Origin of the sequence: Caldicellulosiruptor bescii DSM 6725 (assembly GCF_000022325.1) — a bacterium.
Classification (GTDB): domain Bacteria; phylum Bacillota; class Thermoanaerobacteria; order Caldicellulosiruptorales; family Caldicellulosiruptoraceae; genus Caldicellulosiruptor; species Caldicellulosiruptor bescii.
Genome location: NC_012034.1, coordinates 1,396,055 through 1,410,845, shown reverse-complemented (window position 1 = coordinate 1,410,845; position 14,791 = coordinate 1,396,055). Strand labels below are relative to the sequence as shown.

Genomic DNA, 14,791 nt, shown 5'->3' with positions numbered 1-14,791 from the left:
CCCTACTAATTCTTTCATCTTTTGCACAAAAACTTTTATATAACTCTATGACCAAGTCCTATTGCCACCTCATTTAAATGTAAAAGTCCTATCCCAAAAAATATGGCAACTGCAACATGCTCTTCAAACCTTGCAATGCCAATCTTCCCACCCACATTAAGGCCAATTGCTTTTTGCATAATTTGAGATATTGCTTCTCTTGTTGCTCCTGCAACAGCTCCTTCCTCTTGATGTACCTCGTTTATAACACCTTCTCTCTTGGCAGCAACAACTGCTTTTTCAACAATTTTCATAACAGAGGTTATAAATTCTCCACCAAAATCTACTGCTGCACATCTTATTCCTATTTTAGAAAAATCTTCTTGAATCTTCTTTTCTTCTTGTCTATTCTGGCTCAAGGCCATCAAAATAGCTGCTCTTGAAACATCCTTGCTACCAAACTCTTTTTTTTCCACCACTTTATATACCCCACTTTTTATTTAAATTATTGGACGAACGTGTTCTGATGTTAAATGAGACATATCATTAAGAAGACTTAACATTGTCCTTTCTCCTTTTATATCAACAATACTCAAACTTGCATTCCCAATCCAGCACTTTTTGTAAAAATCAAGAGGAAGGTTCAAAAGATGTATGATTGAAAGTTTTACTATCCCACCGTGAGTAACAACTACAATATTACTATAATCTTTCTGCAAAACCTCATCATAAAAACTTTTAACTCTTTTCATAACAACATTGAGATTGCCTTCACCTGGGAATATGGCCTTATCGGGATTGTCTTTCCACATCAAGTATGTCTGAGAGTATTTCTTTTCAAGCTCCTCAAAGCTCAAACCTTCCCACTCGCCAAAATTTATCTCATTGAGTTTTTCAGAAGTTTCAAATAAAGTTTGGGGATGATAAGATTTTATATAACTTGCCGTAGTATAAGCCCTTTTTAATGTACTTGAAAATATTATATCAATCTTCTTATTTTTAAGCCTCTCAGCAATCTTTTTTGCCTGTTCAATACCAGTTGAATTAAGCTCTGTGTCAATTGAACCTTGAACAAGGTTGAGCTTATTCCAGTCAGTCTCACCATGTCTTACCAAATAAATTCTTTTCAAGCTGCATCACCTGTTTTCCTTTTCATATACCTGAAACTCGTCCCATATTTCTTCAAGTTTTTCAAGTGTCTTTGCAACCTCTTCTTTTTTCCTAAGACCTGTCGCAACAATTAATGCGTTTATTACACTCAGCGGTGCTACCAGCGAATCAGCAAACGACACCATATCACTTCTGCAAATAAGAACATAGTCACTGTACTTACATAGAGGTGATATTTTGCTATCTGTAAGTGAAACTATCTTAGCACCCTGTTTTTTTGCATACTGCAAAACCTTTAAAGTGCGCTTTGAATACCTCGGGAAACTAATACCAATTATTAAATCATCACTTGTAATTCTAAATACCTGTTCGAAAATATCACTGATGCCACTTGTTGTGATAACCTTGACATTGTCCAAAATCATATTTAAATAAAAACCTAAAAAATCAGCCAATGCTGCTGAACTTCTAATTCCAATAATGTATATCCTTTTTGCATTTACTATCTCATCCACAACATGGTTGAAAACATTTTCGTCTATCTGTTCTAATGTCTGCTTTATCTTGTCCATGTCAGAAAGGAGAACACTTTTTAAAACCTCTTTTTCGTTTATTCTACTTGCAGAAAGTTCTACCCTTTGCACTGACGTAAGCTTGCTTTTCATAAGCTCTTGTAAAGCTCGCTGGAACTCAGGGTAACCTTCAAAACCAAGCCTCTCAGCAAATCTTACAACAGTGGATTCACTTACACCAACTGAATTGCCAAGCGCAAGTGCTGTCATATATGCTGCTTTTTCTCCATGTTCTAAAATAAACTGAGCAATTTTTTTCTGCCCTTTACTAAACTCTGGCATAAGCTCAATTATCCTTGCTTCTAAATCATAAGTCATTTTGCATTTCTCCTTATGTTTGGTATATACTTATAACAATCTTATTGTGGTTTCTTGAAAGCCCCACAATAATATTTTTGTCTTTCAAACTTTTATTAAGAAAATCTATTATTTTATAGATTGGAACATTTTCTTCAAATTCCATTGAAGAGATAAGTTCAAGCTTTTCGTTTTCCATTTTTAAATCCCACATCCTATTCGTTTTTTGTTATCTTTTTAATTAATTATATCACAATGCTTATATTCTTATAAGAGCATTTTATAAAGAAAAAAAGGAAGAACACTATTTTATGTCCTTCCTTATTTTACACAGGATACACTTTGTTACCCTGAACAAGATCAGCGTCAACCTTGTATTTTTTTGCGAACCTTAATTTGAAAAAATTTTCTGCAAGTTGAGGGAATAAACAGTAAGTTACCACATCAGTATCATTTTCAATATACTCCTTAATCTTTTCTTTTGCATTTTCAAGCTCTGGCAAAATCAAATCTGCAGGTCTGCAGGTTATCTCTTTTTCGTCTTTCAAGATTTTTCTTTTTACCTCTTCATTCACAGGAGCTGGAGGTTTCCCATACTCACCTTTAAAATATGCTTTTGTTTCTTTTGTGACAAGTTTGTATCTCTCACCTGCTATAACATTCAAAACAGCTTGTGTTCCCACAATTTGACTCGTAGGAGTTACAAGTGGCGGATATCCAAAATCTTTTCGAACCTCAGGTACCTCTTTTAAAACCTCATCTAACTTGTCTTCCTGCCCTTGTTCTTTTAGCTGAGAAATAAGATTTGATAGCATTCCACCAGGTATTTGATAATGAAGAGCGTTTATATCAACACTTAATACTTTCGGGTCAAGAAGCCCTTTTCTTATATATTCTTCTCTGAGTACTTTAAAATATTCGCTTGCCTCGTTGATCTTTTCTAAATCAAGTTTTGGAGCATATTCTGTATTTTCAAGTGCATATACAATTGTTTCGGTTGGAGGCTGGGATGTGCCCAGTGCAAGCGGAGATAAAGCCGTGTCAATACCATCCACACCTGCTTCGACAGCTTTCAAATATGTCATTGATCCAAATCCTGTGGTGTAGTGTGTATGAAGATGAATAGGAAGTTTTACCTGCTCTTTTAACGCTTTTACAAGTTTATAAGCATCAAATGGAGAGAGAAGCCCAGCCATGTCTTTTATACAAATTGAGTCTGCCCCAAGTTCTTCTATTTGTTTTGCCAAATTTACATAGTTTTCAATAGTATGATAAGGTGAGACAGTGTATGATATGGCAACCTGGGCATGTCCTTTTTCTTTTTTTGTTATTTTTAGAGCCATTTCAATATTCCGGATGTCATTAAGTGCATCAAATATTCTTATAATATCAATGCCATAGTATATGGCCTTTTTTACAAACTCTTCAACAACATCATCAGAATAATGTCTATACCCAACAAGATTTTGTCCTCGAAGAAGCATCTGGAGCTTTGTCTTTTTAAAAGCAGTTCTCAGTCTTTTTAATCTTTCCCATGGGTCTTCATTGAAAAACCTCAGACACGCATCAAATGTAGCACCGCCCCAGCACTCAACCGAATAATAACCAACTTGGTCAAGCACAGGAGCAATCTCAAGCATCTGTTCAGTTGTCATGCGGGTTGCAATGAGTGACTGATGAGCATCTCTGAGTATTGTTTCTGTTATTTTTACCCCCATTATTTTTAAAACCTCCAGAAAATTTTTCTTACTCTATTTCAAATAGCAAATCTCCTTTTGCTACCTTCTGCCCTTCCTTTACATGTATTCTTTTAATTTTTCCTTTGACAGGTGCAGTTATTTCATTTTCCATTTTCATGGCTTCAAGAATTAAAACAGGTTCATTTGCATCAACAACATCACCTTCACTTTTTAGCAGCCTTACAATAGTACCCGGAAGCTGGGCAACAACCGAATTTTTATCAGAAGAAAGTACAGGGCTTTGTTTTGTTTTATCCTCATGTTTTTCCTGTTTTGGCTCAAAATGGCCAATCTTAGGCCTTGGCACGACAGAAGTAGCATTTTCAACTCCTATTTCTTCCACTTCTACAACAAATTCTTGGCTATTGATCTTCACCTTGAACTTTCTCATCACAAGCTTTACCTCCATCTATAAAACATCTGTGACTGATTGAGCATCATTTCTCTTGCACCTTTGACCCACTTGTTTTGCTGTTTAGTTATGTTGGTAATTTTATATTGACCTTCACCCATCACAATGTGCAGACATGCACAAATACAAGCAAGTTCTTCTTTTGTAATGGTTGAAATAGTACTGACCTGAGCATACATTTTTAAAACACTCTCCTTTTTTTACAAAAATACATTTTATAATGGAATATTGCCATGCTTTTTTGGGGGCCTTTGCTCTCTTTTTGTAATGGAAATTTTGAGCGCCTCAATGATTTTGTTACGGGTAAGCTGTGGCTCAATCACATCGTCAACATACCCACGGGCAGCTGCAATGTATGGATTTGCAAACTTTTGAGTATACTCTTCTATCCTTCTTTTTCTTTCCTCTTCGGGATTTTGAGCGCTTTGTATCTCTTTTCTAAATATAATATTTGCTGCGCCATCTGGTCCCATAACAGCTATCTCGGCAGTTGGCCATGCAAACACAAAGTCTGCACCAATGTGTTTGCTGCTCATTGCAATGTAAGCCCCACCATATGCTTTTCTCAAAATTACATTTATCTTTGGAACTGTTGCCTCTGAGTATGCATACAAAACCTTAGCCCCATGACGAATTATTCCATTGTGCTCTTGGTTAACACCTGGCAAAAATCCAGGCACGTCTGTAAATGTTATTATGGGAATATTAAAAGCATCACAAAATCTTACAAATCGTGCTATCTTGTCAGACGAATCATAATCAAGCACTCCAGCGTTCACTTTGGGCTGATTTGCTACAATTCCTACGCTAAAGCCCCCTATTCTACCAAATCCTACAACAGCATTTTGAGCAAAATAAGGTTGTACTTCTAAAAATTCTTGGTTGTCTACTACTTTATAAATTATTTCTTTTACATCATAAGCTTTGTTTGGCTCTTGCGGAATTATATTTTCGAGCTCGGGAACAAATCTTTTTTCTGAATCAGATGACATTATAAAAGGTGGGTCTTCCATGTTATTTGAAGGTATAAACGACAATAAATACTTTATCATATCAAGTAGGTGATACTCATCCTCTGCAATAAAATGAGCAACTCCACTCTTTGAGCTGTGAGTGTAAGCGCCACCAAGCTCTTCAAAGGATATCTCCTCTCCAGTCACAGCTTTTATAACCTGAGGTCCTGTAACAAACATTTGGCTGGTTTTGTCCACCATAAAAATAAAATCCATAATAGCAGGAGAGTATACAGCTCCACCTGCACAAGGTCCCATTATAGCTGCAATTTGTGGAATTACACCTGATGCCATGGTATTTCTATAGAAGATTTCACCATATCCTGCTAATGCATCAACACCTTCTTGAATTCTTGCACCACCAGAATCATTTATACCTATCACTGGACAACCATATTTTAATGCTAAGTCCAAAACTTTACAAATCTTTTTTGCATGCATCTCGCCAAGAGAACCGCCTATCGAAGTAAAATCTTGAGCATAAACAAAAACTTTTCTGCCATTGATTGTTCCATAACCCGTTACAACACCATCACAGGGGACAAATGTATCTTTCATATCAAATTCTTGACATCTGTGTTCAACAAACATATCTATTTCATTGAAGCTTCCAGGGTCAAGTAAATATTCTATTCTCTCTCTACAAGTAAGTTTTTTGCTATCATGCTGTTTTTTTATTTTATCTTCTCCACCAAGCTTTAGTATTCTTTCTCTCTTTTGCTTGAGCTCTCTGAGCTTGTTTGTCATTAAAAATCCTCCTCAAAGGTGATTTATCATGTAGTATTAATATCTGGTATTAATATATTATGCTAATTTCTATTTTATAACATCCAAATATTTTTAGCAAGAAAAAAATTGAAAAAACAAAATGAGGGTGTGGACTTTGAAAAAGTACTATTTTATAAGTGGTCCACACCCTGTTATTTTTTAATGCATAATTTATACTTTTTATTCAATCATCAATATCAGCTCTCTTACTATCTTTGCAGCAAGTAGTGCTGTTCTATCAGAAATATCATAATATGGAGCAACCTCTACTATGTCTGCTCCTATTATGTTAAGGTCTTTTAATTTAAGTAAAATCTCAAAAAAGTCTGAAGATAAAATTCCGCCTGGTTCTGGTGTTCCTGTACCAGGGGCAAAAGCCGGATCAAACACGTCTATATCTATCGAGAGATATACCTTCTTACCATTCAAATCTTTAATAACATTATTAATATCATTCCACTTGTTGATAAAATAAAGATTGCTATCTCTTCTTGCAAATTCAATCTCTTCTTTAGACCCCGACCTTATACCAAACTGGTATATATTCTTAAAACCTATTACCTCACCCACTCTTCTCATAACAGTTGCATGCGAAAACTTTTCGCCAAGATACTCCTCTCTCATATCAGCATGAGCATCAAAGTGAAGAACATAAAACTCTTTACCATTTGAATTTGCCGCCGCTTTTATGAGAGGAAAGCTGATTAGATGTTCACCGCCTAAGAAAATAGGAACTTTATTATCTTCAAACAACTTACAAGCAAACTGGTATATTGTCTCAATACTTTTTTCGATATTTCCAAAAGGAAGCTCTAAATCTCCCATATCACAAAAGGTCTTATCATACAGGCTTTTGTCTTGATAGATAGAATACTCTTCCAGCTCTATTGACACTTCTCTTATTTTTGCAGGAGCAAAACGCGAGCCAGGTTTAAAGCTTACTGTGAAATCCATAGGAATTCCTGCTAAAACTATGAGACTATCTTCGTACTTCTCTGAAGCACATAGGAAAAAGGGTTTGTAGAGATTAAAACTCATTCATTTTAACCCCTTTTTTACTTTATAATTTCTTGAACAAAAGTTGGCAGTGCAAATAGAGCTTTATGCAACTCTGGATTGTAATACTTTGTATCAATCCTTTTTATCCTTGAAACATCTACCTCAAGTGGGTCATACTTTTTAGAACCAAGAGTAAAACTCCAAAGTCCGCTCGGATACGTTGGAATAAATCCAAGATAAAGTCTTGTTATTGGGAAAATGGACTTCACAGCGTGAAATACATTTTTTATCAGGTCCTGATCATAAAAAGGCGACTCGGTCTGTGCAACAAAAAGCCCATCTTCTTTTAAGCATTCAAACACTGCCTTATAAAAACTATCTTGAAAAAGTCCCACTGCAGGACCAACAGGGTCTGTTGAATCCACAATTATAACATCAAACATATTTTTGTTCTCGGATACAAATTTTATTCCATCGGTTATAATGACCTCTGCCCTTTCATCATCAAGCGCACAACTTATCTCAGGAAGGTATTTCTTGCTTGCTTCTATAACTTCTCTATCAATCTCTATTAAATATGCCTTTTCAACCTCGTCATGTTTGAGAATTTCTCTAATAACTCCTCCGTCTCCCCCACCTATGACAGCAACCTTTTTGGGATTTGGATGGGTGAATAAAGGAACATGAGAAATTAACTCATGGTAACAAAATTCATCTGCAATTGTTGTCTGAACAGCACCGTCCAGTACAAGCATCCTGCCAAACTGTTTTGTTTCAAGTATTGCTAAGTCTTGGTATTGAGTCTTTGCTGTGTAGATGGTTTTTGTTATCTTGCATGTAAATCCCAAGTCAGGAGTCTGTTGCTCGGTAAACCAAAGTTCCATCTCAGCCAATTTCTATTTACCTCCTTGCCGAAAACTTTAAACAACAGTGAATATATTACAATATCCGAAAAATAAATTCAAGTTATTAATTTTTTCGCCCTAACATATCTATTAAATTTAAAAGTGTATTTTTTTCAATAACCTTTGAAAACGAGATGTGTTCAGATAAAACATTGAGTCCGAAAACAACTACAAACGCAACCCATATCAAAGGCGAATTGTAAGTTTTTGAATAGCTATTTGTCAAAAACAGAAAGAACAGATACCCTATCGCATTAGAGCCGGCATCTCCAAGCATATAAAATTCTCTTAAATCACCTATGAAAAACGGAATGGTTAAAGCAAAAAGCACAACTGCCGTACTGTCAAAATGCATAAAAAAACTCAACAACATAACAAATATCCATAGCACTTTTATGCATCTGCCAGGTCGAAGGTCAAACAGGTTAAAGAGATTAACACACAGTGAACCGAAAATAGCATAAAACACTGATTCGACTATTTCTTTTTGCAAAATGACGCTTGACATAAAAATTACAACTGGCACTGACACCATTTTTAATAGTCCAGTTGAAAATTCACCATCTTTTATAAATCTTATAACATGTCCTTTAAAACCTTTGCTTTTATTGTCACCAAAAATGTCGTCCAACAAACCTATAAAGGATATGAACCACATCGAAATAGCTAAAACTAACCATTTTGCATTTGAATTATGAAAAAATATCTGTAATAAATATATAACCCAACTCAGCGACAAAATAATCCCCATACAACACGGGATTTTCTTACCTCTAAAATTTTCTTTCAACAAAAGATTGTATTTTTTAAGATAAAAAGTGGAAAGAATTAGCATCGCTATTTCGAAACCACAAAAAATTAAATAATCCTTTACCAGATTTTTCACGCCCTCCATTTAGTAATAAAAACCCAAAATATATCCTTCATCTGTCGAATTTTATGTAATAAATCTTTCAAACTTTTTCCCTTTTCGTCGTGTGAAAAATCAAACTCAACCTCTTTTATCTCATAACCCATCTTAATAAAATCAATTAACATTGAAATATCTACTCCATATCTGTTAGGAATATATTTAATATCTTTTAAAGCAGAAAATGGAATTATCCTCTGACCACTGAGACAATGATCAACCTCTTTTCTGGTATAAATTCTCACTACAAACTTAGCAAACTTTTTGACAACTCCAAATCCCTTTTTTCTCACTTTTACAGGATAACCAATTACCACTTGTTTATCATTTAGAATAAATACGTTCTCGCAAAATGCTTGCAGATCTTCTTTATTTACTTTTATATCTCCATCTAAAAGTATTATTTTATCAAAATTCTTGTTTTTGAGATATTCAAATGCTGTTTTAAGAGCCGCACCTTTGCCTTTGTTTTTATCATGTTTTAGTATAGTACACTTATCACACTTTAGTAAATTTTTTTTCTCAGAACCATCATCAATAACAAGTATATTTTTTATAAACTTTATGTTAGATAAGTCCAGAAGAAGCTTTTCAAGAGATTGTGGAGGATTATATACAGGAATTACCACAACTATATTCAATTGTTTTCTTCCTCTCGTAAGAAGTTTGCAAACACTAACTCTATTGAATAATATTTGCAGACTGTAAACTTTGATATTGTTCAATCAAACTTTCTCTTCTTTTTTTCAATGAATTTTCAGAAACATCAATACTTGTAAAAGTATTAGGCATCAGAAGGTTTGCTTCTTTTTTAATACCATAATTGCCATTTCCGCCTCTTATAAGCTCAATAAGTGAAACTTTTCCAGTCAGTTCATCAACGTTATCAACTGTATCTAAGCCCATGCTTTTGTACTTTTCACAATAGTTTATCTCACTGTATGATTGCTCAACCCCAATAATGTTGAGATCATTTATATTTCTCAACTTTTCAATAAATCTTCTATCAATTGCGTTAAAAGTATCGTTCTGAATGGTATTTCCACCTGCTATTAAAATTGTATCGGCAATTTCTCCTGATAGTCTATTTATTTCTGTATATCTTTTTTCTGTAAGTTTTGATAAAAGTTCACCCTTCATATCAAATACCGCATACAATATTAGAGTATTTATTGCATCTTCCGGAAGTTTGTATTCCGGAAAATCGTTTGTCTTGTTATTCAAAACGTCCACAAACGTCCGTTTTATTTTAACAATTCTTGCTAACTTTATTTGGTTTTTTCTCAAAAAATCTATTAGGTCGTTGTATGAATAATCTGTTGATGTTAAAATGAGACTCACAACTGCATTACTTTTGCATGTTTTAAGATATGCATTTACAAGAGTGTTATTTATTTTTCCCAGTTGATTTATTTGTGTTTTGTACTCATCGATCTCTTTTAAAAGCCTGTCATTTTCTTTTTTTAACTCAACTAAATTCTTATCTATAAAGCTTAACTGCTGCTGAAACTGTTTTTGAACAAATTTTTCACTATTTACAGAAAATCCAATAAGAATCCCAACTCCAAGAGCAACAAAGATAGAAGCAATAGTAATAACGAAATACTTTATACTCACACCATTCATTCTTTCCTACCTCAAGATTACTCTCAGTTTTAGTTGAATTAAATAGAAAAAGTATTGAAAAGGCGGAGTTACCATCAGGATTGCAAGTATAGGAATAAGTGCAGAAAACAACAAAACCCCAATATACTTGAAACTTACCTTTTCAGTATAAAGCTTGGATACACCTCTTGCATCCACAAGCTTTGAACCTATTTTTAGCCTGACCAGAAAAGTGCTTGACATTCCTTTTCGACCTTTCTCTAAAAAATCAAGCATACTGCTGTGAGAACCAACCGAAACTATAAGTTCTGCCCCCTTTTCATAAGCCAAAAGCAAAGCAACATCTTCACTCGTACCAGGGCATGCTATTGTTTTTGCCTTAAGTCCTAAAGCCTGTATTTTTCTTAGCCCTGGTGCATATCCATTTGGATATGAATGAACAATTATCTCGTCACATTTGTAAAGACTTTCTTCAGATACACTATCCATATCCCCAATTATAATGTTTGGTCTTATCTTTTCCTCAAGCAATGCATCAGCAGCGCCATCAACTGCAATCACAACTGGTTTTACCTCTGTAATATAACCTTTTATTGCTTTTATATCTTTTTTAAAACTGCTTCCTCTTGTCACAACAAGTACATGTCTGCCAGCAATTTTAGTTGAAATATCAGGCATTTCAAATTGTCCTAAGATAAATCCTTTTTCTTTTTTTGCATACTCCAATGTATTTTCTATAAAATCTTCCAAAAGATTTTCCATTTCTTTGAAACTCTTTTGATAAAATGATTCAAATTCTTCTTTAGTAAGATATTTTGCAATGCATAGATAATTACCATTTAAAAATATCTTATCATCTTCGATTTCTACAACGTCCCCTTCTCTTATTCGATTAAATACATCTTCCCCTAAATTATCAATTATGATCACATCATGTGCAAGAAGAATCTTTGCACCAACTGCTGGAAATTTCCCTGTAAAAGATTTAGCACAATTGATTACAACCCTCACTTTTTTCTCCAAAAGAGAATATGCAGCTACCTCATCAATATCCTCGTGCATTATAACAGGTATTTCACCTGGTCTTAGTCTTCTTACCAAGTTTTTAGTTCTTCTATCAACTCTAACCTTCCCTTTTATCATCACTTATCACTCTTGTTTTTTTGCAATTTTGGATTTACAATTTCACGCCATGATAAGTCTCCTCTATCAAGAGCTTTTATCAAAAGTTCGGCTGTTGCAATGTTTGTTGCAAGAGGAATATTATGGACATCACAAAGACGCAAAAGTGCATTTACATCTGGCTCATGAGGCTGAGCTGTAAGTGGGTCTCTTAAAAATATCACCATGTCAATCTGATTGTATGCAATCAACGACCCTATCTGTTGGTCCCCTCCGAGCGGACCTGGAAGAAATCTATGAACCTCAAGTCCTGTTGCTTCCTGAATTAATCTTCCAGTGGTTCCTGTTGCATATAATGTATGTTTTGACAGTATAAACTTATAAGCTATTGCAAACTGAACCATGAGTTCTTTTTTCTTGTCGTGGGCTATAAGTGCTATATTCATTCTCTTCACCTCAAAACATAGTTTTTATATTTTCCTTATAAATGCTTTGCACTATTCCAAGTGATGCCATGGAAGTAAGCATCGAACTTCCACCATAGCTTACAAAGGGCAAAGGAATTCCAGTCACTGGCATTATCCCAAGAGTCATTGCAATATTGACAAACATCTGAAAACCAAACATTCCTGCAACTCCAGCAACAATATAAGAACCAAGTTTATCTTTACAAGTGGATGCTATTTTAATAAGACTCAATATAAGCAGTGCATATATCACTATTATAATTATACATCCTACAAATCCAAGTTCTTCACCTGCTACGCCAAATATAAAATCAGATTCTTTAACTGGAAGATAATCAAGTCTGTTGATTGTTCCCATAAACAAACCTTTCCCAAATACTCTTCCTGACCCTATAGCTATCTGAGAGTATATTACCTGCCATCCTTTTCCCATCGGGTCAAGCTGGGGATTCAAAAATATTCTTATTCTATCTTTTTGATATTCATGAAGAACAAATTCCCATGCAATAGGAATAAAAATCAATAGTGCACCAATTGCTGCATAGAAATATCTCAAGTCCAGCCCTGCAACAAATAAAATTGTAGCAATTATGGCGATGAACACAGAAGCTGTTCCCAAGTCAGGTTGTTTTAAAACAAGAACTATAGGAATTGCAGTGAAAATTAATGCTTTTACCAATGTTTTGAATTTATTAATATTTTCCTGCATTGTAACAACTTTTGCAAAAAATATTACCATGAGCAATTTAGAAATCTCAGACGGTTGAAACGAAAATGGTCCAATTTTTATCCATCTCTGACCACCAAGCACATTTATACCTTTTATGTCTACATACAAAAGCAGACTAACCATTATCATATAAATAATAACATAAAAGTTTGCAAATATTCTATAGTCAATTAACGAAAAAATGAAGTACAAGCTCAGTCCCAAACAAAACCAGATGACTTGCGAAATGACCAATTTATATTTTCCTGTCTCCAGAACATTAGTTGCACTTGCAATTAGAATAAAACCAGTAAGACAAAGAATTATCACTAAAATGGTTAAAAAAGCATTGAACCTTTTTTTTATCGTTTGTTCGTTTTTGACTATCATTTTAGTCGTCAGCCTCGTTGTTTAAAATCTCAGTTTTCTTTACAGATTTTATAGGAATGTTGGCAATAAGTGCAGGAACAAATTCGCCTTTCTGCTCAGACGGTGTTCTGGTTATTTGAATTTCCAAGAGCTTGTCGTCAATCACTATGTATTTTTGTATAGCTTTTAAGATTTCATTTTTTATCAACTCTAAAAGTTCTGGAGACACGTTTGCCCTGTCGTGAATAATAACAAGTTTTAGCCTCTCCTTTGCAATGTCTTTTGAAGCCTGTTTGTTAAAAAACTTGTTAAAAAATTCAAACATTCTTATTCCTCCTAAGAATTATTTAACCCAAAAAGCTTTTTTAGCCTGCTCAAAAATCCTAAATTTTCTTCTTCATTCACAATAGGAATATTCTCTCCCAAGATTCTTCTTGCTATATTTCTATACTCTTGTCCTGCTCTTGATTTTTCATCCATTACAACAGGTTCTCCTTTGTTAGTAGATATTATAATCTTTTCATCGTCAGGTATTATTCCAAGAAGTTCTATCGAAAGAATTTCAAGAATATCATCAATATCCATCATATCTCCACGTTTGACCATATCAAATCTTATCCTGTTTATAATAAGCTTAGGATTGTGCAGTTCATATGCTTCTAAAAGACCAATAATCCTGTCGGCGTCACGTACAGCAGATACCTCCGGGGTTGTTACCACAATTGCTTTTTGTGCACCTGCAATTGCATTTCTAAAGCCTTGCTCAATTCCTGCAGGACAGTCAATCAAGATAAAATCAAAATCGTCCTTCAACTGTTCGCACAAAGCTTTCATTTGCTCAGGCGAAACAGCAGTTTTGTCCTTTGACTGGGCAGCAGGAAGTAAGTAAAGTCCATCAAACCTTTTATCCTTAATTAAAGCCTGTTTTGGTTTGCATCTTCCTTCTACAACATCTACAATGTCAAATACAATTCTGTTCTCAAGTCCCATAACAACATCTAAATTCCTAAGACCTATGTCAGCATCAATCAAAAGAACCCTTTTCCCCAAAACGCTTAAATATGTTCCTACATTTGCAGTAGTTGTTGTCTTCCCAACTCCACCTTTGCCAGATGTAATTACATAAACCTCTCCCATCTTCTAAAACTCTCCTTTTTTGGTTATTTTAAAATTGTGTAACAGGCTTAACGACTATCACATCATTTTCTATATAAGCTATCTCAGCAATTGATTTTTCACGTTTATTTTCTTCATCAGGTGATCTTGCAATTATATTGGCAATCCTAATTTGAACAGGGTCCATCTCAAGCGCAAAAACAACAGCATTTTTGTTCCCTGAAATGCCTGCATGTGCAATTCCTCTGAGAGCTCCCAGGACAATAATGTTATTTTTAGATATAACCTCAGCTCCTGGATTAACATCCCCTATAATTATTAGATCAGACTCTGAGGTTATAACTTGTCCTGAACGCAGAGTACCTTTATGCACCTTTGCATTGAGCTTTTCTTCTTTTATATCTTCAACTCGTTCCTCTGAAGTTGAAATAAGATTATGAAAACTAATCTCATCCCATGGGAATATTATATCATGCACCCCTCCAAATGTCTTCATTATTTCTATTAGTTTTTGTAACTCATAACTATTAAGTCTTCTCCCAATAAACTGAATAGGAATTTCATATCCCGAAAAGAAATTTTTTCCGTTTATAACTTTTTGCTTAAAATAGTCACAGATTATATCAAAATCACAACTGCTGTCTAAAATCACAGCTATTCCTTTCCCAAACCCTTTCAAAACAACAGGTTCGTTCAAAA

General features: G+C 34.4%; 19 protein-coding genes. All 19 read right to left on the bottom strand.

What is annotated here, in order from left to right:
• Nucleotides 1–35 precede the first annotated feature (35 nt).
• On the bottom strand, nt 36–458 hold the full coding sequence (locus ATHE_RS06610) for a HutP family protein (RefSeq protein WP_015907795.1): 423 nt from the start codon (nt 456–458) through the stop codon (nt 36–38).
• A gap of 21 nt (nt 459–479) precedes the next feature.
• The gene (locus ATHE_RS06605) at nt 480–1,109 is read right to left on the bottom strand and encodes a histidine phosphatase family protein (RefSeq protein ID WP_015907794.1); all 630 of its coding nucleotides are present in this window, start codon (nt 1,107–1,109) and stop codon (nt 480–482) included.
• A 6-nt stretch (nt 1,110–1,115) separates the two neighbouring features.
• Nucleotides 1,116–1,979 (bottom strand): MurR/RpiR family transcriptional regulator, encoded by an 864-nt coding sequence (locus tag ATHE_RS06600; RefSeq protein ID WP_015907793.1) that lies wholly within the window; start codon nt 1,977–1,979, stop codon nt 1,116–1,118.
• 13 nt (nt 1,980–1,992) lie between these two features.
• The gene (locus tag ATHE_RS14275) at nt 1,993–2,157 is read right to left on the bottom strand and encodes a YpmA family protein (RefSeq protein WP_013430346.1); all 165 of its coding nucleotides are present in this window, start codon (nt 2,155–2,157) and stop codon (nt 1,993–1,995) included.
• A gap of 127 nt (nt 2,158–2,284) precedes the next feature.
• Nucleotides 2,285–3,676 carry an oxaloacetate decarboxylase subunit alpha gene (locus ATHE_RS06595; protein WP_015907792.1) on the bottom strand — a complete coding sequence of 464 codons (1,392 nt, stop codon included), beginning with the start codon at nt 3,674–3,676 and terminating at the stop codon, nt 2,285–2,287.
• Between the two features lie 28 nt (nt 3,677–3,704).
• Nucleotides 3,705–4,088, bottom strand: a complete 384-nt coding sequence (locus tag ATHE_RS06590) for an acetyl-CoA carboxylase biotin carboxyl carrier protein subunit (protein WP_015907791.1) — start codon at nt 4,086–4,088, stop codon at nt 3,705–3,707.
• A gap of 8 nt (nt 4,089–4,096) precedes the next feature.
• Nucleotides 4,097–4,288, bottom strand: a complete 192-nt coding sequence (locus ATHE_RS06585; protein WP_015907790.1) for a hypothetical protein — start codon at nt 4,286–4,288, stop codon at nt 4,097–4,099.
• Between the two features lie 36 nt (nt 4,289–4,324).
• Nucleotides 4,325–5,869, bottom strand: a complete 1,545-nt coding sequence (locus tag ATHE_RS06580; RefSeq protein ID WP_013430349.1) for an acyl-CoA carboxylase subunit beta — start codon at nt 5,867–5,869, stop codon at nt 4,325–4,327.
• Nucleotides 5,870–6,070: 201 nt separating this feature from the next.
• Nucleotides 6,071–6,928, bottom strand: coding sequence for an agmatinase (speB, locus tag ATHE_RS06575; RefSeq protein WP_013430350.1), 858 nt, complete (start codon nt 6,926–6,928; stop codon nt 6,071–6,073).
• Between the two features lie 17 nt (nt 6,929–6,945).
• Nucleotides 6,946–7,773 carry a polyamine aminopropyltransferase gene (gene speE / locus ATHE_RS06570; RefSeq protein ID WP_041727377.1) on the bottom strand — a complete coding sequence of 276 codons (828 nt, stop codon included), beginning with the start codon at nt 7,771–7,773 and terminating at the stop codon, nt 6,946–6,948.
• 85 nt (nt 7,774–7,858) lie between these two features.
• Nucleotides 7,859–8,689, bottom strand: coding sequence for a hypothetical protein (locus ATHE_RS06565; protein WP_041727144.1), 831 nt, complete (start codon nt 8,687–8,689; stop codon nt 7,859–7,861).
• A complete protein-coding gene (locus ATHE_RS06560) occupies nt 8,677–9,345 on the bottom strand; it encodes a glycosyltransferase family 2 protein (protein ID WP_015907787.1) in 669 nt (222 codons plus the stop codon). Before ATHE_RS06560 ends, ATHE_RS06565 begins: the two co-directional genes overlap by 13 nt.
• 40 nt (nt 9,346–9,385) lie before the next feature.
• Nucleotides 9,386–10,330 (bottom strand): copper transporter, encoded by a 945-nt coding sequence (locus tag ATHE_RS06555; RefSeq protein ID WP_015907786.1) that lies wholly within the window; start codon nt 10,328–10,330, stop codon nt 9,386–9,388.
• 6 nt (nt 10,331–10,336) lie between these two features.
• A complete protein-coding gene (gene steA / locus ATHE_RS06550; protein WP_015907785.1) occupies nt 10,337–11,452 on the bottom strand; it encodes a putative cytokinetic ring protein SteA in 1,116 nt (371 codons plus the stop codon).
• Nucleotides 11,452–11,877 (bottom strand): methylglyoxal synthase, encoded by a 426-nt coding sequence (mgsA, locus tag ATHE_RS06545; protein ID WP_011917393.1) that lies wholly within the window; start codon nt 11,875–11,877, stop codon nt 11,452–11,454. Before mgsA ends, steA begins: the two co-directional genes overlap by 1 nt.
• 10 nt (nt 11,878–11,887) lie before the next feature.
• A complete protein-coding gene (rodA, locus tag ATHE_RS06540) occupies nt 11,888–12,997 on the bottom strand; it encodes a rod shape-determining protein RodA (protein WP_015907784.1) in 1,110 nt (369 codons plus the stop codon).
• 1 nt (nt 12,998) lies between these two features.
• Nucleotides 12,999–13,301 carry a cell division topological specificity factor MinE gene (gene minE / locus ATHE_RS06535; protein WP_013430357.1) on the bottom strand — a complete coding sequence of 101 codons (303 nt, stop codon included), beginning with the start codon at nt 13,299–13,301 and terminating at the stop codon, nt 12,999–13,001.
• An 11-nt stretch (nt 13,302–13,312) separates the two neighbouring features.
• Nucleotides 13,313–14,113 carry a septum site-determining protein MinD gene (gene minD, locus ATHE_RS06530; protein WP_015907783.1) on the bottom strand — a complete coding sequence of 267 codons (801 nt, stop codon included), beginning with the start codon at nt 14,111–14,113 and terminating at the stop codon, nt 13,313–13,315.
• 28 nt (nt 14,114–14,141) lie between these two features.
• Complete coding sequence (minC, locus tag ATHE_RS06525) at nt 14,142–14,789, bottom strand: septum site-determining protein MinC (RefSeq protein WP_015907782.1); 648 nt, start codon at nt 14,787–14,789, stop codon at nt 14,142–14,144.
• Between the last annotated feature and the right edge of the window lie 2 nt (nt 14,790–14,791).

Coding starts and splice junctions, on each gene's coding strand:
- ATHE_RS06600 (WP_015907793.1), bottom strand. CDS start 1,979: ATGACTTATGATTTAGAAGCAAGGATAATTGAGCTTATGCCAGAGTTT.
- ATHE_RS06595 (WP_015907792.1), bottom strand. CDS start 3,676: ATGGGGGTAAAAATAACAGAAACAATACTCAGAGATGCTCATCAGTCA.
- minD (WP_015907783.1), bottom strand. CDS start 14,113: ATGGGAGAGGTTTATGTAATTACATCTGGCAAAGGTGGAGTTGGGAAG.
- ATHE_RS06555 (WP_015907786.1), bottom strand. CDS start 10,330: ATGAATGGTGTGAGTATAAAGTATTTCGTTATTACTATTGCTTCTATC.
- speE (WP_041727377.1), bottom strand. CDS start 7,773: ATGGAACTTTGGTTTACCGAGCAACAGACTCCTGACTTGGGATTTACA.
- mgsA (WP_011917393.1), bottom strand. CDS start 11,877: ATGAATATAGCACTTATAGCCCACGACAAGAAAAAAGAACTCATGGTT.
- ATHE_RS06565 (WP_041727144.1), bottom strand. CDS start 8,689: ATGGAGGGCGTGAAAAATCTGGTAAAGGATTATTTAATTTTTTGTGGT.
- ATHE_RS06580 (WP_013430349.1), bottom strand. CDS start 5,869: ATGACAAACAAGCTCAGAGAGCTCAAGCAAAAGAGAGAAAGAATACTA.
- speB (WP_013430350.1), bottom strand. CDS start 6,928: ATGAGTTTTAATCTCTACAAACCCTTTTTCCTATGTGCTTCAGAGAAG.
- minE (WP_013430357.1), bottom strand. CDS start 13,301: ATGTTTGAATTTTTTAACAAGTTTTTTAACAAACAGGCTTCAAAAGAC.
- ATHE_RS14275 (WP_013430346.1), bottom strand. CDS start 2,157: ATGGAAAACGAAAAGCTTGAACTTATCTCTTCAATGGAATTTGAAGAA.
- ATHE_RS06590 (WP_015907791.1), bottom strand. CDS start 4,088: ATGAGAAAGTTCAAGGTGAAGATCAATAGCCAAGAATTTGTTGTAGAA.
- steA (WP_015907785.1), bottom strand. CDS start 11,452: ATGATAAAAGGGAAGGTTAGAGTTGATAGAAGAACTAAAAACTTGGTA.
- ATHE_RS06585 (WP_015907790.1), bottom strand. CDS start 4,288: ATGTATGCTCAGGTCAGTACTATTTCAACCATTACAAAAGAAGAACTT.
- rodA (WP_015907784.1), bottom strand. CDS start 12,997: ATGATAGTCAAAAACGAACAAACGATAAAAAAAAGGTTCAATGCTTTT.